Source organism: Psychrobacter sp. CX18 (assembly GCF_057396215.1).
Map to the genome: position 1 here is coordinate 382,558 of NZ_JBXYJH010000003.1, position 20,582 is coordinate 403,139.

The 20,582-nt window shown below is 40.5% G+C and carries 16 protein-coding genes; 14 read left to right on the top strand and 2 right to left on the bottom strand.

The features are described from left to right. Positions 1-124 precede the first annotated feature (124 nt). From AC2SLT_RS03695 to AC2SLT_RS03745, 11 genes are all read left to right on the top strand, one after another. Entirely contained in the window at positions 125-2,413 is a 2,289-nt protein-coding gene (locus AC2SLT_RS03695; protein ID WP_486546240.1) for a polysaccharide biosynthesis tyrosine autokinase, read from the top strand. Positions 2,414-2,644: 231 nt separating this feature from the next. Continuing rightward, positions 2,645-4,567 carry a polysaccharide biosynthesis protein gene (locus AC2SLT_RS03700; protein WP_486546335.1) on the top strand — a complete coding sequence of 641 codons (1,923 nt, stop codon included), beginning with the start codon at positions 2,645-2,647 and terminating at the stop codon, positions 4,565-4,567. Between the two features lie 41 nt (positions 4,568-4,608). Beyond that, positions 4,609-5,466, top strand: coding sequence for a polysaccharide pyruvyl transferase family protein (locus tag AC2SLT_RS03705; protein ID WP_486546242.1), 858 nt, complete (start codon positions 4,609-4,611; stop codon positions 5,464-5,466). Continuing rightward, entirely contained in the window at positions 5,463-6,683 is a 1,221-nt protein-coding gene (locus AC2SLT_RS03710; RefSeq protein WP_486546244.1) for an MATE family efflux transporter, read from the top strand. Before AC2SLT_RS03705 ends, AC2SLT_RS03710 begins: the two co-directional genes overlap by 4 nt. A 64-nt stretch (positions 6,684-6,747) precedes the next feature. Further along, positions 6,748-7,650: a glycosyltransferase family protein gene (locus AC2SLT_RS03715; protein WP_486546246.1), complete on the top strand. Its 903-nt coding sequence runs from the start codon at positions 6,748-6,750 to the stop codon at positions 7,648-7,650. A 100-nt stretch (positions 7,651-7,750) separates the two neighbouring features. Continuing rightward, the gene (locus AC2SLT_RS03720; RefSeq protein WP_486546248.1) at positions 7,751-8,719 is read left to right on the top strand and encodes a hypothetical protein; all 969 of its coding nucleotides are present in this window, start codon (positions 7,751-7,753) and stop codon (positions 8,717-8,719) included. Continuing rightward, positions 8,716-9,855, top strand: a complete 1,140-nt coding sequence (locus AC2SLT_RS03725; RefSeq protein ID WP_486546249.1) for a glycosyltransferase family 4 protein — start codon at positions 8,716-8,718, stop codon at positions 9,853-9,855. The genes AC2SLT_RS03720 and AC2SLT_RS03725 overlap by 4 nt, the downstream gene beginning before the upstream one ends. Next, positions 9,855-10,451 carry a sugar transferase gene (locus tag AC2SLT_RS03730; RefSeq protein ID WP_486546251.1) on the top strand — a complete coding sequence of 199 codons (597 nt, stop codon included), beginning with the start codon at positions 9,855-9,857 and terminating at the stop codon, positions 10,449-10,451. The genes AC2SLT_RS03725 and AC2SLT_RS03730 overlap by 1 nt, the downstream gene beginning before the upstream one ends. After that, positions 10,451-11,065 (top strand): acetyltransferase, encoded by a 615-nt coding sequence (locus tag AC2SLT_RS03735; RefSeq protein ID WP_486546253.1) that lies wholly within the window; start codon positions 10,451-10,453, stop codon positions 11,063-11,065. The genes AC2SLT_RS03730 and AC2SLT_RS03735 overlap by 1 nt, the downstream gene beginning before the upstream one ends. 77 nt (positions 11,066-11,142) lie before the next feature. Next, positions 11,143-12,348, top strand: a complete 1,206-nt coding sequence (locus tag AC2SLT_RS03740; RefSeq protein ID WP_486546255.1) for a DegT/DnrJ/EryC1/StrS family aminotransferase — start codon at positions 11,143-11,145, stop codon at positions 12,346-12,348. 221 nt (positions 12,349-12,569) lie between these two features. After that, complete coding sequence (locus AC2SLT_RS03745) at positions 12,570-14,093, top strand: capsule assembly Wzi family protein (RefSeq protein ID WP_486546256.1); 1,524 nt, start codon at positions 12,570-12,572, stop codon at positions 14,091-14,093. A gap of 271 nt (positions 14,094-14,364) precedes the next feature. On the opposite strand, the gene galE is transcribed toward AC2SLT_RS03745, so the two are convergent. Further along, positions 14,365-15,444: a UDP-glucose 4-epimerase GalE gene (galE, locus tag AC2SLT_RS03750; RefSeq protein ID WP_486546258.1), complete on the bottom strand. Its 1,080-nt coding sequence runs from the start codon at positions 15,442-15,444 to the stop codon at positions 14,365-14,367. Between the two features lie 165 nt (positions 15,445-15,609). Between galE and AC2SLT_RS03755 the strand changes: the two genes are divergently transcribed. Further along, positions 15,610-16,815: an amino acid aminotransferase gene (locus AC2SLT_RS03755; protein WP_486546260.1), complete on the top strand. Its 1,206-nt coding sequence runs from the start codon at positions 15,610-15,612 to the stop codon at positions 16,813-16,815. 293 nt (positions 16,816-17,108) lie between these two features. Further along, positions 17,109-17,336, top strand: a complete 228-nt coding sequence (locus tag AC2SLT_RS03760) for a hypothetical protein (RefSeq protein ID WP_486546262.1) — start codon at positions 17,109-17,111, stop codon at positions 17,334-17,336. On the opposite strand, the gene AC2SLT_RS03765 is transcribed toward AC2SLT_RS03760, so the two are convergent. Next, entirely contained in the window at positions 17,310-18,875 is a 1,566-nt protein-coding gene (locus tag AC2SLT_RS03765; RefSeq protein ID WP_486546264.1) for a Na+/H+ antiporter NhaC family protein, read from the bottom strand. The genes AC2SLT_RS03760 and AC2SLT_RS03765 overlap by 27 nt on opposite strands. Positions 18,876-19,322: 447 nt before the next feature. Between AC2SLT_RS03765 and AC2SLT_RS03770 the strand changes: the two genes are divergently transcribed. Beyond that, on the top strand, positions 19,323-20,519 hold the full coding sequence (locus AC2SLT_RS03770; protein WP_486546266.1) for an amino acid aminotransferase: 1,197 nt from the start codon (positions 19,323-19,325) through the stop codon (positions 20,517-20,519). Positions 20,520-20,582 lie beyond the last annotated feature (63 nt).

A 20,582-nucleotide genomic window follows, 5' to 3' on the forward strand; every position in this document is an offset into this window, starting at 1 on the left:
GCTCTACATACGACGGCCAAACCACTTGCAAACCAACTGCAAACGGCGTGCAAACATTGAGCCGTCTGATCTAGTATAATTGTCACACTTGATATAACCCTTGATTTAGATATAGCGAAACCATATGAGTAAAACAGTGCCAAACCCTGCGACCAATACCGCCAATCCTCAGGACGATGAAATCGACCTGATTGCGCTATTGTTGACCCTCTTAAATGGCTGGAAGACGATTCTGGCTTGTGCATTGATTGGTTTAGTGTTGGGTTTCACCTATAGCCGATTTGTGCAGCCCACTTATAAGACAGATGCGTTGATCCAAATCGATGATAAGTCTTCGGGTATCGCAGCGCTTGGTAGTAATATCTCTGAACTGGTCGGTGAAAGCACCAGTCCTGCAGAAACGGAACGTGAGTTAATCAAATCGCGTATGGTACTTGAGCCAGTGGTTCAGCAGCTACATTTGGATATTCGAGTGAGTGATCCTGCTATAGGGGCGTTAGATCGTATCGCTCAGTCACGTGTACCGACTCAAACGAGTACTGATCAAGGGGTGGTATTAGACACCGAAGACGGGCAAGTACAAATCGCAAACTTTAAAGTACCATTAGCCTATCAAGGTAAACCCTTTAGCTTAGTTAAGACTGATACGGGCTTTGATCTCAGCATTGAACTCGATAAAGAAATCGTGCAATACAGAGGGACTATAGGCACACCCGTGACACTCGCTACCCCAGAGGGTGAGATTACGTTGCATGTGGTATCATTGCCCAACGCTGGCCATTCTATTAATGTTACTAATCTGTCTACTCCTTCTGCCATTGACGCACTAAGTCAGAATTTATCCGTTTCTGAACGCGGTAAACAAACTGGAATTGTACAGTTGACGCTCACTGGCGACGATCAAAAACAGGTGAGCCGGGTATTATCCAATGTGGTGCAGTCGTATGTTGATCAAAACCTTGCACGTGGCTCGGAGCAGACGACAACCACCATTAAGTTTATGGAATCACAAATACCAAGACTTAAGCAAAAGCTTGAACAGTCAGAGGAAGCGTTTAATAAGTTCCGTGAAAAGTACGGTACTATCGATGTCAGTAAAGAGTCGGAGATACTACTCAATGAAAGCGCGCAAATAGAGCGACAACTGAGTGAGCTTAACTTAAAGCAAGCGGAGCTGTTAACGTATTATACCGAAGAGCATCCGCTCGTCATTCAGATCAATGATCAACTCAAAGTATTAAACGCTCGACGTCAAGAGATCAAAAACACCTTATCAGGATTGCCTGAAGTACAGCGTCAGTTCTTACAGCTGTCACAGGATATGGATATCAATCGAGAAATCTATCTGACCATGTTAAAGAACTACGAGCAGCTCAAGATCGCACATGCTGGCGAGATTGGCTATGTACGGGTAGTCGATATGCCTATTAATACTTATCGTCCTATTGCACCGAAGAAGTTACAGATTTGGGTATTGGCACTGTTACTGGGTACCATGCTGGGTACTTTACTCGTATTCCTTAGGAGCTTACTACGTAATACGGTTAAAGATCCGGAGCGTTTGGAAGCCAAAACGGGTGTACCAGTTATCGCCACGATCCCACGCTCTAAGACATCATTTAACCTCAGTAAAAATAATAACAAAAACAACCGTCGTCTATTATCTACCGTCGAGCATGATGGCCTGAGCTATGAAGGGATTAAAAGCTTACGCACGGCGTTGATGTTTTCGATGCCTCCTATCAGTAAGATTACTTCACTAATGGGGACCCGGAGCATTCGCAAAGTCAGTGAGCTCAATGATGAAGAGATAACAAAACAAGGAAAAATCATCGTCATCAGTGGTGAGTCGCCTAGTATTGGTAAGTCCTTTATCGCGTCCAACTTAGCTGAGACGCTCTCTCAATTAAATAAAAAGGTGCTTATCATTGATGGTGATATGCGCCGTGGTGAGTTGCACCATATCTTTACCGTCAGTCAAAACACTGGCCTCGGTGACTACTTAACGAACTCAGATGGGTCTAATCTTGCCGACTATATACAGTCGACCAGCTATGATTTTATTGACTTTATGCCACGTGGTAAGCATCCCAATAACCCTGCTTCGCTGTTGTCGACGGATAACTTTGCGACCATGATGTTGCAACTGGTCAGTATCTATGACTATATTATAATTGATACACCGCCTATATTAGCCGTATCTGATGCGCTTATAACAGCACAGTATGCGGATAAAGTATTACTGGTTGCTCGCTATAACCACTCTATTGAGGGGCAAGTCACCTATGCGGTTAACCAGTTGAATAAAGCCAGCATCCGTGTCGATGGCATTATATTAAATGACGTCGTCCAAGGTATCACGGATCGATACAGTTATCATTACCACTATGCGTATGATAACTCCAAAGAGTAGCATATAAATATGCCTTTCAATTAAGTAAAGTACTAAAAAGTTAAGCACAAATAAGTTAAGCACTAAATTTTAATCACAACGTGTTAATCTCATAGATTGGCACATCAAACTAGTGATAGAGCAATGCAACAAGATCCTAATAAAAGTCGTCATGATAAAACTACGATGAGTAATGGTAGTAACCGTAGTAAAGGGCGCCAAACCCATCATCGTGAGTCAGACGTTCGCTCAATGACTAAGCTTAGTTATATAGGTAATACTACTGGCCTAAGAAAAGTTGCCGAATGGCTATTGGAGCTACCGCGCCCTGCCAAGCAAGCCATTTTGTTAATCGTGGATTATACGATTTCTATATTATGTTTATTTTTGGCGCTGTCTTTACGTCAAGGGGTATTTGATGTTAATGCTAGTCCTTTGTTGGTCTGTTTATATGGCTTAGTACCCGTAATTGGGCTATATGCCATTGGCTTTTATCGCGGGGTGACACGTATATTCTTTGATACGGATATGCGCAAAGTGTTGTTGCTATTTGTGGCTATCTTGGTTTTGTTTACTCTGATCTATTTGCTTGATGGCATCAGTAGTATCCCACGCTCAGTGCCGTTGCTCTATTTATTTATGTTATTGATATGGCTCTGGGGCAGTCGACTTTTCTTCCGCGACTTACTGCTACGTCTTCAAGGCAAGCCTGTCTATTATAATGATGGTCACGGTACTTCTGATCGAGATAAAGTTATCATCTATGGTGCTGGGAGTTCTGGCACTGCTCTACTAGATACCCTTCAAGGATCTCCACGCTATCTAGTCGTGGCATTTATAGATGATGATAGCCGTCTAGCGGGTGGACATATTTTAAATAAGAAAATTTACCCTTCCACTAAGATTGAGGCACTGGTAAAAGATCTGGATGTGGCTCAAGTGTTCTTAGCGATGCCCTCCGTAAGTCGCCAACGACGACGCGAGATAATAGATCGTTTAACAGAGATGTCCCTTAAGATCAAGCAACTGCCTAGCCTGCATGATATCGCTGAAGGTAAAGTGACGGTCAGTACCATGCGCCGAGTAGATATCCTTGATGTACTGGATCGTCAAACGGTGGAACCTGATCAAAGATTACTGGCAAAAAATATTGAGCACAAACATGTACTGGTGACCGGTGCGGGTGGCTCTATTGGCAGTGAGCTATGTCGGCAAATTATCAAAAATAGCCCCAAGTGCTTGGTCCTATATGAGCTGTCTGAATACGCGCTGTATGCTATTCATCAAGATTTACTGGCTTGGCAAGCTCAGCACACTTACCTTGAGCAAACTGAGATCATCGCCCTTTTGGGGAACGTAAACAATCAAGATAAGTTAGCTAAAGTATTTAATCAGTATGACATACATACTGTGTATCATGCGGCAGCCTATAAGCACGTGCCCATTGTTGAATTTAATCCCTTTGAAGGGGCTATTAATAATGCTAAAGGCACTTATCACTGTGTCAAAGCGGCAGTTGAGTCAAATGTTGAAACGTTTGTATTAATCTCTACCGATAAGGCAGTACGCCCCACCAATGTCATGGGGGCGTCTAAGCGAATGGCAGAGCTGGTATGTCAAGGGTTTAGTGAGCAGAAGCACAGTACGACCATCAGTATGGTTCGCTTCGGTAATGTACTGGGATCTTCTGGATCTGTGGTGCCCTTGTTTACCAAACAAATTGCTAAGGGTGGACCAATCACGGTGACGCATCCAGAAGTGACGCGCTACTTCATGACTATTCCAGAAGCGGCGAATTTAGTGATTCAAGCTGGCGCAATGGCGCAAGGTGGTGAGGTGTTTGTACTAGATATGGGTAAGCCAGTGAAGATAGTTGACCTTGCTCGTCGTATGATACATCTTAGTGGCTATGAGGTGAAAGACGAGCAGCATCCGGAGGGCGATATCGAAATCGTATTTAGTGGTCTTCGTCCGGGCGAAAAATTATACGAAGAGCTGATCATCGGCGATGATAATGTTGAGCCGACCGAGCATCCACTCATTATGCAAGCTCGTGAACAAAGTTTCCGATTGAACGAAATTGAAAGTACTTTAGTACAATTTGATAAAAAAGCACAATATAATGATGTTTATTGGCTAAAACAGCAGTTTTCAAATTATGTAGAGGGCTATTAAAGTACTTTAAAATTTTATATAAAAAAGGTAAAGTAAAGTTTATGAAAGTTATAAATATTTTAAAAAAATTGGCTAAAACTGAAGATACTGTATTTTATCTACCAAGCGGGGGTAATGCGGGTGATGCCTTGATAAACATTGGCTTCTTTCAGCTAGCTAAAAGAGTAGGGTTAGACTATAAGATTTTAGATCTTTCTAAAATTAATAATTTAACAAATAATGATTATGTAATAATCTCCGGTGGAGGATGCTTAGTACCCGAATGGGACTCTACACCTACGGCTGTAAATGAAATCATAAATAACACGTCTAAATTAATAATATTACCCCATTCAATTAGAGGTATCGATGATTTAGTACAGCGGTTACCTAATACAACTGTTATTTTCTGTAGAGAAAAATTTAGTTATGATTACTGTATAAATTTGAGAAAAGATATTTCAATATACATTGATGATGATATGGCATTTCATTGTAATACTGATGAAATTCTCAATTACAAAGGTCGGTTAACAAAAATTAGTATGAAGAATACTATAAGAAAAGCGGCATTTAATTATCATACAATAAACTCAAAAATAAATAATGAATTAAATGCATTTAGATGTGATAAAGAAGCTAATATTTCACTTGATGTAAAAAGAAGTAAGATTAATGATGTCTCAACTATAGCTGCGTATTATGGCTCAGTGGACTATCATGGTTCAATGTATTCAGGTAAAAAGTTCTTAGAAATCATAAACATGTACGAAACTATCAATACAGATCGGTTACATGTTGGCGTTGGAGGGTTTCTACTAGGTAAAAAAGTCAACATTTATAATAATAGTTATTATAAATGTTTAGGAGTATATCAGCAAAGCATGCAACAGAGCAATAATATTAAGTTCTTAAAATGACTAAAGCCCTAATTTTATTAACCTTAAAGGTTCTGGGTGCGTTCTGTTCTATATTAATTGGTATTATTATATCGCGTCAATATGGACCAGAATATTTTGCAGAGTTTTCTTTAATTTTGACCCTTATTAATTTAGGAGTGATATTAAGTAACTGGGGTTCAGCTAACTATATAATCCAGAACTATTATAGTGGCAATATTAATATTAGAGAAATTACCTTTATTAATACTTTTCTAGCATTTATATATATACTGTCTATATATTTACTTAAAGACCACTTTAAAATTAATTATTTTTTTATTGCAATCTTAACTATCCCATTTTATAGCTTTCTACAAACTAAGGCTTCTTATTTGATTATGAGGCATAAACAAATAGAAAACTCAGTAGTAAATGATTTCCTAAAAAACTTCCTACTACTAATATGTTTTTTATTTTATTGGGGTATGGATATTTCAAAATTAGAGAATGTTTATTATGCATACTATTTAATGTTGGGCGTCATAGCTGTTACATTATATACGCTTCACTTTAAAGTTGAGAAGCATAGCTCTATAAATAAAAAAGTATTATTTATTGAAGGTAGTTTTGTAGCAGCTAGTTTAATAATTATTGTGTTACTCGCTCAATTAGATCGTTTTGCTATAAATGCGTTTGTAGGTAAAAAAAGCCTAGCAAGCTATTTTCTCGTTTACACTCTTCTTAGCCTAACTAGTTTATTCTCTCAATCAATACTTAGTATATTTTTACCAGGTATCTCTAAAGCTATTCAGAAAAACGACAAAGAGAAACTGATACATATTAACTCCACTTATTCTAGGATAATATTATTATTCATATTATTTCAAATAATTGCATTTAATGCTTTATTAAAGTTTATATTTAAAATATATAATTTAACAGTTACTAATACAGACTACTTTGTATTAAATATTTTAATGTTTGGAATGCTTATATCTTGCATGTTTGGAATAGCAATTACCATAGCATCTTATAGTAATTATAAAAAAATACTAGTTGCTAGACAAGCTTTAGTTCTAGCAATATATTTGCCAGTTTTAGTATTGATGGTAAAGTCCTATGGCATTGTAGGTGCAGCTATTTCCTATTCATTTGGACAAATCCTCATTAAATATTTAATGTATAGACTTTATAAAAATAAAGAAGGAATTAACCTTTTCTTTACAACAAATAAAGTTAGCTATAAAAGGACTTAGTCCTTTTATTCTCAGCATATATAGTTCGTATTTTAAAATGTCTAAGGTTATTGAGTCTACAATTATGAATATAGGTATACAGTTATCAAAAAATGCTTACACTCCAGAAGCATATGCTTATGAGGATTTCCTAACCCAGAAGGGGCATTGTATCCAGCTTGAAGAGTCCCTCAATCCTAATAATGACTTAAATATTTACTTTATGGGTTATCGACCTTTTTGGCAAAGTGTTAAAGGTACAGCTGTTAATGTCCATGAATATCATAGCCTATCTACTCCTCCATACCCTCATATTAAAAATCTTGCTAAAAGATTTATAAATAAAAAACCAAAAGGTCATATTTTTTTAAATGAGCTAGTACGCGATCAATTAGGTTTTAACTTCAATATTCCTTACATTTATAGAGATATGGGAGTAGATGAAAAGATGTTTCAAACCCCTAGCAAACATCCAAAATTTGATATAGTCTACTGTGGATCAATTAATGGAAGAGTAGGACTTATTAGTGTATTATCGAAGTTATCCAAAAGCTTTAAAATAGCTATCGTTGGCAAAGTCTCTGAAGATATCAAACTAGCATTAAGTAATAAAAATATACATTTTTTCGGCGCTTTACAAAGATCAGATATTGCTTGTGTTTATAAAGAGTCTAAGTATGGGTTGAACTATACTCCAGATATTTACCCATACAATCTACAAACGAGCACTAAAACCCTAGAGTATTTAGCCTCAGGCCTTCAAGTTATATCAAATAGATACTATTGGTCTGAGACTTTTTTCAATAAAATTAATTTCAAACCTATCTGGATTGAAGAACTCGAAACTGATAGTAATATACAAACTAATTTAGATTTTAACCAACCTCTACGATCTTCTATCATAGAAGCTTATTCATGGAATAATGTCTTAGCCAATTCAAATTTAGATAACTTTTTAAAAGGCCTTCTGGTTAATGAGAATGTTTAAGCTTCCATCTAATAACTTTATATTTTTCATCATTGTGACTCTTATTATTCTAAAAATCTTTATATACTTCTTAGTCACTAATGGTGTAATAAATATCGAAATGGGTGGAGGAAGTGATGCAGATTACTATGACAACTACGCCCAAGGTTATCTAAACGTGGCTGTTAATATTTGGCCTACCATCTTAAAAATGCTAAGTAACTTAGGGTTATATTCGAGAGAAGGCGTATCCTATTTCCTATTGCTCTTAAACTTATTCCCTATCCCTTTGATAGCTTGTAAAGCTGCCAGTCTTAATTTTAAAAAGAATCAAAAGCTTTTTTTAATCATGTACAGCTTATGTCTTATTTACCCTACGCTTTATTTTTTTAGTTTTGATATTTACCGTGATGTATTTATGGTTTTCAGTTTCTTATTTGGCTGTCTAGTCGTTAAAAAGATGCTAAATATTAAGAGCCCTATTTTATTCAGCTTATTATTAATTCTAAACTTCATTATTGGTTGGTTTTTACTCAATTTAAGACCTTATTTAGGATATGCATTTTTGCTTAGTCTATTATTATTTAATATACGATTAAATAAAAATAGACTACTCATCTTTGGAATCTTCTACGTATTAACACTATTTCTTGCCTATTCAATAGGTGCATTAGACGTACTTGTTGAATATCGTGCAGGATTTGATCCAGATGAAGGAGGTTCAACTTTAGGTTTAGACTTCACTAACCCAGTGTTGTTTATACCTAATTTAGTATTAAGTATGTTTGGTCAGCTTTTCGGGCTCTATATTACTAACCCCTTTGCTATCATTTTATTACTGGTTGAAACCATTCCCTTTATTGGTATGATGTTTTATATTATAAAAAATATTAAGCTAGCTGATAGTTTTGCTCGGTTCTTAATAGTATTTTTTGTGCTTTATTCCAGTGTTTGGTTGCTTGGTAATGATAACTTAGGTACAGCGGTTAGATTAAGGTTTTATAACTACTTTTCAGTATACATATGTTTTTTCTATATTATAAGGTTAAAACAATTAATCAAATATAATGAGTTGCAGGGGCAAAGATGAAAATTGCAATGATTGGTACAGTAGCTTCTAGTTTTTATGGGTTCAGAGAGGATATAATTAAGACACTTGTGGCACTTAACCATGAAGTTTACGCTTTCACGAGTGAGTATAAAAAAGATGATTTACATAAAATAGAAGATTTAGGGGCGATTCCAATTCCTTATAATCTCAACAGAGTGGGACTAAATCCACTTAGTGATATTAAAGCATTAGTCTCTTTAGCTTATAAATTAAGGTCTATTAAGCCTGACATTGTTTTTTCTTATTTTTCTAAACCCATAGTTTTCGGTACCTTGGCAGCTATATTAGCTAAAAACCCTAAAACTATAGGCATGCTTGAAGGATTAGGTTATACCTTTACTGAGCAACCTGGGGGTATGAACTACAAAACTAAAGTAATAAAAAACATACAAATTGGTCTATATAAGCTAGCTCTTCCAAAGCTCGACATAATTATTTTTCTCAACCCAGACGACCCAATTGATTTACTTAATAAATATTCTATAAACGTTAAGAGAGTTGAAATATTAGGTGGCATTGGGTTAGATCTTAAGAGTTACCCATTTCAGAAAGTTCCTGCGACTAATTCATATGTTAACTTCATATTTATTGCACGACTTATCAAAGAGAAAGGCATTCATGACTTTATTAAAGCTGCTAAATTAGTTAAGTCAAGATACCCTCAAGCTAAGTTTATAGTTTTAGGTGCTCTTGATAAAGCAAATTTAGGCAGTTTAACTAAATTTGAATTAGATGAACTTATTGAATCCAATATAATTGAATACCCTGGCTATGTTAATAATGTTCATGAATGGATTGCTAAAAGTCATGTGTTTGTATTACCTTCCTATTATCGTGAAGGTGTCCCGAGAAGTACTCAAGAAGCCATGGCTATAGGTAGACCTGTGATTACAACCGATGTGCCTGGATGTCGTGAAACTGTCAATGATGGTGTTAATGGTTTTTTAGTAGAAAAATGGAACCCTAACGCATTAGCTGAGAAAATGATTTACTTTATTGAGAATCCAGAGCAGATTGAAATAATGGGTTTAGAAAGCTATAAATTTGCTCAAGAAAAATATGATGCTAATGAAGTTAACAATCGACTTCTTAAGATACTAGGAGTAAAGATTTAATGCTTAAAAGACTAATAGATATAACCCTAAGTAGCGCTGCATTAGTAACGCTATCCCCTGTTTTAGCTGTTACTGCTTATAAAGTAAAAAAGAACCTAGGATCACCTGTTCTATTCAAGCAAACTCGACCTGGGTTATATGGCGAACCTTTTGAAATGGTGAAGTTTCGCACTATGCTCGATGCATATGATAAACAAGGCAACCTTTTACCGAATGAACAGAGACACACTAAGTTTGGTAACTTTTTACGCTCTACAAGCTTAGACGAACTTCCTGAGTTGTGGAATGTGCTTAAGGGAGATATGAGTCTCGTCGGACCTCGACCATTATTAACAGACTATCTAACCCTATATAATGAAGATCAAGCACGACGTCATAATGTTCGTCCTGGAATAACAGGCTGGGCACAAGTTAATGGTCGAAATGCAATAAGTTGGGAAGAAAAGTTCAAACTAGATACTTGGTATGTAGATAACCAAAGCTTATTGCTAGATCTAAAGATTATCTTCATGACTTTAAAAAAAGTAGTAATTAAAGAAGGTGTTAACGCTAGTGATAACATTACTATGACTCGGTTTACAGGTTCTACAGAATAATGTTAGCTATATTAGGTGCTAGTGGTCATGGTAAAGTTTTAGCAGATATTGCAGAATTAACGGGTTGGGATAAGATCGTATTCTTTGATGATGCTTGGCCTGAAAAAACAAAGAATGGAGCATGGCAAGTTATTGGTAGTACCCAACAGCTTCTCAATACCATAAAAGACTATGATGGAGTTATTGTTGCTATTGGTAATAATAAAATTAGACAAAAAAAGCTTCAACAGCTTACCAGTGCGGGCGCAAGAATAATTATTTTGATACACCCTTCTGCTACAGTTAGCAAATATACACAAATTGGTTTAGGCTCAGTTGTCGTTGCTGGTGCAGTCATCAATCCAGACTGTATTATTGGCTCAGGGGCTATTATTAATACCTGTAGTAGTGTTGGACATGATTGTACTCTTGGAGATGCAGTTCATGTCTGTCCCGGCGCACGTTTAGCGGGAGGAGTAACAATTGATGACCGTGCTTGGGTAGGAGTAGGATCTAGTGTCCGACAGCTTATCAATGTTGGAGCAGACTCCATTATAGGTGCCGGCTCCGCTGTAGTAAAAGATGTACCTCCCGAAACAACAGCTATTGGTGTTCCAGCTAAACCTCAGATTTAATATCCCCTAAATTTACTCTGAAAATTACTTCCAGTTTTTTAGATGATACATTTAAAATAAAGGTAACCAAAGTCATTATGCTAAATACCCCATTCCAACCATGGCCAAGCTTTACACAACAAGAAGCTGATGCGGTTAGTCGTGTTCTATTGTCAAACAAAGTCAACTATTGGACCGGACAAGAAGGTCGCGAATTTGAAAAAGAATTTGCACAGTGGGCCGATAGCGAGTACGCCGTGGCTGTGGGTAATGGGACGTTAGCATTGGATGTCGCATTGCAAGCTTTAGAACTACAGTCTGGCGATGAAGTTATCGTTACGCCACGTACCTTTATTGCCAGTGTCTCTAGTGTGGTCAATGCTCGATTGACACCCGTATTTGCAGATATCGATAAAGATAGTGGCAATATCTCTCCAGAGACTATCGAAGCCGTCATCACCGATAACACTCGGGCTATCGTTTGTGTCCACTTAGCGGGATGGCCTTGTGATATGGATGGCATCATGGCACTTGCTGAAAAGCATAATCTATATGTGATTGAAGACTGTGCGCAAGCCCACGGCGCTAAATATAAAGGTCGAAGTGTGGGTAGTATTGGTCATATCGGTGCTTGGAGCTTTTGTCAGGACAAGATCATGACCACAGGTGGTGAAGGTGGCATGGTGACGACCAATGATGAGGCGCTTTGGCGTAAAATGTGGGCCTATAAAGATCATGGTAAGAGCTATGCCGCTGTCTATGAAACCGAACATCCACCCGGCTATCGCTGGCTACACGAAAGCTTCGGAACCAACTGGCGATTGACAGAAATGCAATCTGCCATCGGTCGTATACAACTAACGCGTATGTCCGACTGGACTGCCAAACGTACTAAAAACGCACAAGCGATCTTACAAGCGTGCCAGCCATGGGAAGAAAAAGGCTATCTCAATGTGCCTATTATGGAACAGACTTCAGGCTTTGAAGACTGCACGCATGCCTACTACAAACTATATGTCTATGTTAACCTAGACAACCTACCGGAAGGCTGGTCGCGTGACCGCATTATCAGTGAGATAAATGCGTTAGGTGTTCCTTGCTACTCAGGCTCTGCCTCCGAAGTCTATTTAGAAAAAGCCTTTGATGATACTGGTCTGCGTCCAGATCCGAGACTATCTATCGCTAGACAACTGGGTGAAACCAGTCTGATGTTCTTGGTTCACCCTACTCTATTAGATAGTGAAATCGATAAAACCATTCAAGCTATTAATGATGTATTCACACAGTTAGATCAACAGGCTTAATAGAATACACTTTTATGATACTTTGATTATCAAATAATTGAACGATTAAAGTCGCGTATTTTATTTAAATCCTTAGTTCTAATTTTATATCAAATTAGAGTGATTGAATAAAATATGTGAACTTTTGTTTAGTACTAAGTTATAATATGCGCTGTCATTATTGTAGCTAACGAAATCAAATTGGCAACATTAAACTCATATCTTACAAAGAGCGTCTTATCATGGCTAACCATCTAACCTCATTGAACCAGACAGTATTTAAACGGATCACCTTAAGTTTAGTTACTGGTCTAAACCTTGTTGGCATCTGTCTGATAAGCAGCTTAGCGTCTGCTCAAAATTTACAAATGAATGATATGAGCCTAAAGTCAGAGCTTGACTGGTTACAAGCGCAAGGGGTGATCCAGATAAGTACCAGTACCTGGCCCCTGACGACTAACGAAATCAATCGTGCCCTTGAAAGTGCTAGTATTGAAACCCCTGAGCAACAACAAATCGTGCAGTCTATCCGCTACACTTTGAACAAACAACCAAAGTCACTGGTTAACACGACCGTATCTGCCTACGCTCAGACCGATAGAGCTCAGCTTCCTCAAACCTTCGCCGATGATAAAATGGCAGACTTCGAGGCGACAGCCCAAGCAGGCTATAGTAAAGATAACTGGGAAGTGAATCTACAAGCGAATATCAAAGAAGACGATCTCATAGATGATGAAGATGTCAGCTTCGAAGGCTCCTATGTGGCAGGTAAGCTTGCTAACCAATGGCTGATAGCCGGTCAAATACCGAGTTGGTGGGGACCTGGACATAATGGTAGCTTAATCCGTGGCGATGCCAGTAAACCTGTCATCGGTGTCACCATGCAACGGGACACACAAGCCGCACCAACGACGCCCTTTCTAAACTGGATCGGTCCTTGGCAGTATCAACTGTTTGCTGGACAGCTTGACGACTATGATGCCGTGCCCGATGCTAAACTGATTGGGATGCGCTTGACTGCCAATCCAACACAGTGGCTACAAGTAGGCGCGTCACGTAGCTTTATGTGGGGTGGTGACGGACGTCCCGAAAATTGGGATTCGTTTTGGGATGCACTAAAAGGAACAAAAGATAATACTTATAGTAAAGACCCTAACGATGATCCAGCTAACCAACTGGCTGGTTTTGATGCTCGTATTAATTTAGCGCCCTTAGTCAATGTGCCTGTCGGGCTTTATGGTAGCTATGTCGGAGAAGATGAAGCGGGTGGACTGCCTGCTAAAAATATGTACTTGGCAGGTATCGACTATGCTGCGAGCTTTGATACTGAACAGTTTGGCGCAGTGCCATACCAGCTCTACACGGAGTGGACGGATACTCGCACCAGTGGAGATGTCAAAGGTATCTCATACAATCACGGTAAATATACCGATGGTTATTATCAACAGGGATATCCGCTAGGCTATGCGCTAGGCGGTGATACTGAAAGCATCACTGTTGGCGGTAAACTATGGCTAGACAATCAGAACTTTATCACTACTAAAATGCAGTATGCTAAAGTAAACCAGTCTGGGGTAGAGGGCAGTCGCTCATATCGAAATAATCGTGCTTTTCCTGAGTCTGACAAACTTAAAGTATTGGATGTGGCTTGGGAGCATCAGGTGAACCCAAAAACGTCTGTCTCTAGTCGTGCTTGGGTCTCTGACTCTGATATCCACTCAACCGATGTTGGCGGTGGTATTGGGCTTGAGTTTACTAACTTTTAGTGTGGATACAAATCCATCCCAGCCTTCCTTTACGAAAGGAAGGAGCTTAAAAATCCTCCCTAACCCTCCTTTAAAAAAGGAGGGGGCTTAAAAATCCATCTCCGTATTCCTTTAAGAAAGGAAGGGGCTTAAAAATCTATCCTAGCTTTCCTTTGAGTAAATCCATCCCAACCTTCCCTTAAAAAAGGAAGGGGCTTAAAAAAGCTCTAAACCGACGGTTTAGAGCTTTTTTTTAGATAACTAATATCTATAGCGTTTTATAATTCGTTAATTAAACATAACCCTCAGGGTTTTTGCTTTGCCAATGCCAACTGTCTTTACACATATCTTCAATCGTTAACGTCGCTTGCCAGCCTAGTAGTTGCTTTGCTTTATCAGCACTGGCATAACAAGCGGCAATATCACCCGGTCGTCTGTCCGTTAACTGATAAGGCACACTTTGACCCGTCACTGTCTCAAAAGCATCAACCAATTGTAGAACCGAACTGCCATTGCCTGTTCCTAAATTGATCGCTTCAAAACCTAAACCTTGTTCTGACTGTTGATGGTTTTGCTTAAGATAATCTAAGGCAGCCACATGACCACGTGCCAAATCTACCACATGGATAAAATCACGCACACCAGTACCATCAACCGTATCGTAATCACTACCAAACACGCTTAACTGTTTGAGCTTACCGACGGCAACTTGGCTAATGTAAGGCATCAAATTGTTTGGGATACCATTGGGATCTTCCCCTATCAGACCTGAATCATGCGCCCCTACTGGATTAAAATAACGCAAACAAGCGATGTTCCAACTAGAGTCAGAATGCGCTAAATCTTGTAGAATATACTCCACCGTTAACTTTGACTGACCATAAGGATTGGTACATGATCGTGGCGCTGTCTCAGGAATAGGTAATGTTTCAGGGTCTCCATAGACCGTGGCCGATGAGGAAAATACAACGTTATTGACACTATGTGCTTGCATCACCTCAAGTAAGTTAATCGTGCCACTGACGTTATTTTTATAATACAGTAAAGGCTTGGCGACTGATTCACCTACTGCTTTTAGCCCAGCAAAATGTATCACACCAAAGAAGTCGTGCTGCTCAAACACGTCATTGAGCAATGCTTTGTCCAGCACATCGCCTTTAATAAATGGAATGTCCTTACCGGTGATTTGCTCAGTACGTCTTAACGCTTCAATATTGCTATTTGATAAGTTGTCGTATACCACCACATCATAGCCCGCTGCTATCAGCTCAATACAGGTGTGTGAGCCAATATAGCCGACGCCACCCGTGACTAATATCTTATTAGTTTGACTGTTATCAGTTGTTGCATTTTCAGGATTGGTTAAGGTCATAGAATGGTCTCCCTATTTTAATTATTATAAAAATGTTCATTACGTCTTACATTATACAAGCTATTTGTTGATAAGTAAGGAAACTAAACAATCTTAGATTGAGTTAACCCTCATTCTGGTTTATCCTTTGTATGTTATGACTCACCAACCTGTAAAGGATAAAATATGTTTGATCGTGTCGATTATTACCCTGGTGACCCCATTTTAGGTCTTAATAAAAAATTTGCCACTGACCCAAACCCTAATAAAGTCAATCTTGGTGTGGGCGTGTATTATGATGAAGACGGTAAATTACCGGTACTGGACTGTGTGAAGACAGCAGAACAGCGTATCGCAGACCCTATCACTCCGCGTCCTTACTTACCGATGGAAGGCCTGCCTGGACACCGTAAAGCGTGCCAAGAGCTATTATTTGGTAAAGGTGCTCAAGTACTCGAAGACAAGCGGGTGGCGACCATTGCCACAGTGGGCGGATCTGGGGCGCTTAAAATCGGCGCGGAATTTATCAACGAATGGTTCCCTGATGCCAAAGCCTATGTCAGTGACCCAACCTGGGGCAACCACATCTCTATCTTTGAATACAGCAATGTGCCTGTGGCTAAGTATCCGTACTATGACAAAGCCAGCAACAGTGTCAAATTTGATGAAATGGTGGCGTTCTTTGAAACCTTGAATAAAAACGACGTCGTCATCCTACATCCTTGCTGCCATAACCCTACCGGTATGGACTTGACACCCGCGCAATGGGACAAAGTACTCGAGATCATCCAAACCCGTGAACTCATCCCGTTTATGGATATCGCCTATCAAGGATTTGGCGAAGACATGGACAGCGATGTGTATGCGATTCGCAAAGCGGTCGACATGGGCTTGCCACTGTTTGTCAGTAACTCATTCTCTAAAAACTTATCTTTATATGGTGAGCGTGTCGGTGGTCTATCCGTGGTCTGCCCGACTGCTGAGCTTGCCGATAGAGTGTTTGGTCAATTGCAATTTACGGTGCGCCGTACCTACTCAAACCCACCGTCACATGGCGGTCATATCGTCGATATCGTCATGAATGATGATGCGCTATATGAGCAATGGGTCAGCGAAGTTTATGGTATGCGTGACCGTATCAAAGCCATGCGCTTAAAGCTTAAATCAGTGCTTGAAGCAAAAGTACCTGGTCGTAACTTTGACTATCTGACCACTCAAAATGGTATGTTTAGCTTCACTGGTCTCACACCTGAGCAAGTCGAACGCTTAAGAGCGGAGTTTGGGGTATATATGGTGTCCAACTCACGTATGTGTGTGGCGGGACTCAATACCAGTAACATCGACTATGTGGCGAATGCGATGGCAGAAGTGTTAAAGGAAGATGCTAATTAAATAGCTTGAACCTTTTGGTATTTCTAATTTTTTAATATCTGGGCTGAACAATGAATTTGTTCAGCTTTTTTTATGAATCCTAACCGTGAAATCCTCCCCAGCCCTCCTTTGAGAAATCCTGCACAGCCCTACTTTAAGTAATCCTCCCCAACCTTCCTTTAAGAAAGGAAGGAGCTAAAATCCATCCCAGCCTTGCTTTGAGAAAAGAAGAAGTTAATTCAGACTACGATGGATAGTGGTAAAGGATAGGATGTGACCGCTAGCCCAGATTGCAGCGGATATACTGCCTGACGGTGCAAATTGCGATGGCTGGGGGTTGGCTGGCACGCGAAGCAAGTGACAGTCAACGCCCACTTGCCAACGCTTTGCACAGACGGGCAGATAGTAGCGTAAAGCTGGATCAGCTCCTAATGTGTTGCGGTCTTCGTACTGTTAATACGGTACATTGCACCCGTTATGTGTGGCAGGTTGATGGTTATTTTTGGGTGTTATTGTCATTGATCGTTATGAGGATTGGTTAGGGTTTTGGGTTGTTTTTGACTAATGGTAAATCCGGTAAAGCCAAATATCAGGGTCAATAACAACGACAAGTAACAAAAGAACGCATAAGGCAGATAATCCAATACCGGAACGTCTAATGCTTGGCTAATAAAGACCCCGCAGACACTCCACGGCACTAACGGGTTAATCACCGTGCCCGCATCTTCGAGGGTACGCGATAAATTCTTCGGATGGAGGTTGAGACGCTCAAAGGTCGGTCTAAACGCGGTACCCGCTAGCAACAGACTCAAATACTGCTCGCCAATCAATACGTTGACACTTAGTGCGGTCATGGCAGCGGCAAATATGGCTTGCCCGGCATTGGTTAAGGTATCGCGTAGCCCTGATAACAAAGCAGGTAAGATGCCCAAGGCTTTTAGCAGTCCGCCTAAGCTTAACGCCAATATCACAATGGTCTGGGTAAAGAACATACTTTGCACCCCGCCCCGTGACAACATACCGCCGACGTCACCCAATTCTAACGACTGCCCAGAGGGGCCGGTTGGCGTATAGCCTGCAAAGAAGTAACCACCCAATTGCTCGATGCTGAGCGTGCTGTGGCTAAATGTAATGACTAACGCGGTGAGGATAGTGGCGATAATAGTATAAATGGCGTTGACGCGCAGTAGGGCCAATACGATCAATACCACAAACGGCAATACCGCATAGGGGTGTACTAAGCCGCTGTCGATCAATTGTGCTTGCAGGACGGTGACTTTACTAAGACCGCCGCTTTGGCTTAGTTCGCTGGCTTGACTGAGAACCTCGCCTTGCGCCAATGCCGTGACTTGAGCCAATTCTGGACTGTGAGTCTGCCCTGAGAATAGCCAAAATAAGGTGACACTGATCAGCCATGCCGGTACGGTGGTATATACCATATTGCGAAGGTGCTCGAATAAATCAATACCGACCACAGACGAGGCGATAGTGCCCGTATCTGATAGCGGCGACATCTTATCACCAAAGAATGCGCCAGAGACCACCGCACCCGCCGCTATCGCCACATTGGCATCGAAGGCATGGCTCATGCCAATAAACGCAACGCCCAAAGTGGCGACGGTGGTAAGACTACTGCCCAAGGCAATACCGATAATCGAGGTCAATACAAACGCTGAGATATAATAAAAATCAGGTGAGATCAGCTCAAAGCCATAATACATGAGGGTCGGAATGGCGCCAGACATCATCAAAGCGGCGACCATCAGTCCGATAAAGAAAAACAAATAGATGGCGCCAATACCACTCATCACCCCTTCTGCCATGTGGGCTTGCATCTGCTGAAAGCTTAGACCTCGAGTCTTACCAATAAAGAATAAAAAGCAAATCGCCAATAGCAACGACAAGTGAGGCACCCAGCCAAAGCCTATCATGGTGATACCCATAATCAATATCACTAGGCCAGCAATGATAAGCGCCCATAGTGGCGTGGGCAGTGGGCTTTGCGGTGGGCTTGGCGGTGGGCTGGGCTGTTTTAACTCTGCGGACGGTTGATGTGCCGTGTCTGTCTGCGCTGTCGTCATACACGCTTCCTCCTTGTTAACCCAATAATGAAATGACGGGTATTTTTGCTTCGGGATTTATTGATAGATTTGCTGTTTGATAGATCTGCTGTTTTGTAACGGCTGTCTTGTATTGGCTGTTTTGGGTTGCGTCAGTTTTAGTCTTCTATTTTTCGAGCTATGTTTTTGAGCTATGCTGTCGAGCTGTCTATCTACCTATATTGCTACCTATATTGGTACTTATATTAGTACCTATATTGGTACTGATATTGCTACCGATAGTTTTGGACACTATGTTACGGACGCATCATAGCAATTATCACTAATTTTACCTATACTTTAATCATAAACCCAAATCATAATCCCAATAGTTATATTGATATCAATAAAGTGGCTTATTGTTGCTCAATGTGGCTCAAGAACGTTATGAAGGGCAATAAAGGGCAACGTAAAACGTAAGGTTCTAAAATGTTTAAACATGTCGAGTTTTATGCAGGTGATCCCATCTTAGAAATGATGGGTCATTATTTGGCGGACACCAATCCTAATAAAGTAAACTTGGGGGTTGGTATATACTTGGATGAGCACGGTCAGCTACCGGTACTAGAGTGCGTGAAGACAGCAGAAGCACGTCTGTCCGATCCTATTGTTCCGCGTCCTTATCTGCCGATGGAGGGACTGGTCGGCTTTCAAAAGGCCTGTCAAAACTTAGTGTTTGGTAAAGATGCGGAAGTATTACAACAAAATCGTGTCGCGACCATTGGCACAGTCGGAGCCTCTGGCGCTTTGAAAGTCGGTGCGGAATTTATCAATGCTTGGTTCCCAAAATCAAAATGCTACGTGAGCGACCCAACTTGGGTCAATCATGTTGCTATCTTTGAAGGTAGCGGTGTTGAAGTGGGTAGCTATCCTTACTATGACACAGAGACGGGCGGACTTAAATTTGAGGCGCTGATCGCCTTCTTTAAGAGCCTGAATAAACACGATGTGGTCCTAATGCATCCGTGTTGTCACAACCCCACTGGCGTTGACTTGACGCATGAGCAATGGGACACCGTACTGGAAGTGGTGAAAGAACATGAGCTTATCCCGTTTATGGATATTGCCTATCAAGGCTTTGGTGAGGACTTAGACAGCGATGCTTATGCGATTCGCAAAGCGGTAGAATTGGGCTTGCCAGTGTTTGTCAGTAACTCATATTCGAAAAACCTGTCTTTGTACGGTGAGCGAGTCGGTGGCCTGTCTATCGTCTGCCCGTCAGAGGATGAGGCGGCGCGGGTATTTGGGCAACTGAAGCTGGTCGTACGCCGTCTGTACTCTACTCCGCCATTCCATGGGGAGCATGTGGTCAATATCGTCATGAGTGACGATGCGTTGTACGAGCAATGGGTGGGTGAATTATATGCTATGCGAGATCGTATCAAAGCCATGCGCTATAAGCTCAAGTCAGTATTAGAAGCTAAACTACCTGCTCATAACTTTGATTATCTGACGTCTCAAAAGGGGATGTTTAGCTTCACCGGCTTGACCCCTGAACAGGTCGATCGCCTACGAGAAGACTATGCCATCTATCTATTGGCCACTTCTCGGATGTGTGTCGCCGGCTTAAATACTCATAATGTCGATTATGTCGCTAATGCGATCGCAGAAGTGCTGCAACAGTGATGTCGCGTTTTATTTTAATCTAGGGCGTGTTGGCGTATTCGACCATCGTATTAGATTATCGTA

Bases quoted from the DNA above. Each gene is read 5' to 3' on its own strand.
- AC2SLT_RS03695 (WP_486546240.1), top strand. From the start codon at position 125: ATGAGTAAAACAGTGCCAAACCCTGCGACCAATACCGCCAATCCTCAG.
- AC2SLT_RS03700 (WP_486546335.1), top strand. From the start codon at position 2,645: ATGACTAAGCTTAGTTATATAGGTAATACTACTGGCCTAAGAAAAGTT.
- AC2SLT_RS03705 (WP_486546242.1), top strand. From the start codon at position 4,609: ATGAAAGTTATAAATATTTTAAAAAAATTGGCTAAAACTGAAGATACT.
- AC2SLT_RS03710 (WP_486546244.1), top strand. From the start codon at position 5,463: ATGACTAAAGCCCTAATTTTATTAACCTTAAAGGTTCTGGGTGCGTTC.
- AC2SLT_RS03715 (WP_486546246.1), top strand. From the start codon at position 6,748: ATGAATATAGGTATACAGTTATCAAAAAATGCTTACACTCCAGAAGCA.
- AC2SLT_RS03720 (WP_486546248.1), top strand. From the start codon at position 7,751: ATGGGTGGAGGAAGTGATGCAGATTACTATGACAACTACGCCCAAGGT.
- AC2SLT_RS03725 (WP_486546249.1), top strand. From the start codon at position 8,716: ATGAAAATTGCAATGATTGGTACAGTAGCTTCTAGTTTTTATGGGTTC.
- AC2SLT_RS03730 (WP_486546251.1), top strand. From the start codon at position 9,855: ATGCTTAAAAGACTAATAGATATAACCCTAAGTAGCGCTGCATTAGTA.
- AC2SLT_RS03735 (WP_486546253.1), top strand. From the start codon at position 10,451: ATGTTAGCTATATTAGGTGCTAGTGGTCATGGTAAAGTTTTAGCAGAT.
- AC2SLT_RS03740 (WP_486546255.1), top strand. From the start codon at position 11,143: ATGCTAAATACCCCATTCCAACCATGGCCAAGCTTTACACAACAAGAA.
- AC2SLT_RS03745 (WP_486546256.1), top strand. From the start codon at position 12,570: ATGGCTAACCATCTAACCTCATTGAACCAGACAGTATTTAAACGGATC.
- galE (WP_486546258.1), bottom strand. From the start codon at position 15,444: ATGACCTTAACCAATCCTGAAAATGCAACAACTGATAACAGTCAAACT.
- AC2SLT_RS03755 (WP_486546260.1), top strand. From the start codon at position 15,610: ATGTTTGATCGTGTCGATTATTACCCTGGTGACCCCATTTTAGGTCTT.
- AC2SLT_RS03765 (WP_486546264.1), bottom strand. From the start codon at position 18,875: ATGACGACAGCGCAGACAGACACGGCACATCAACCGTCCGCAGAGTTA.
- AC2SLT_RS03770 (WP_486546266.1), top strand. From the start codon at position 19,323: ATGTTTAAACATGTCGAGTTTTATGCAGGTGATCCCATCTTAGAAATG.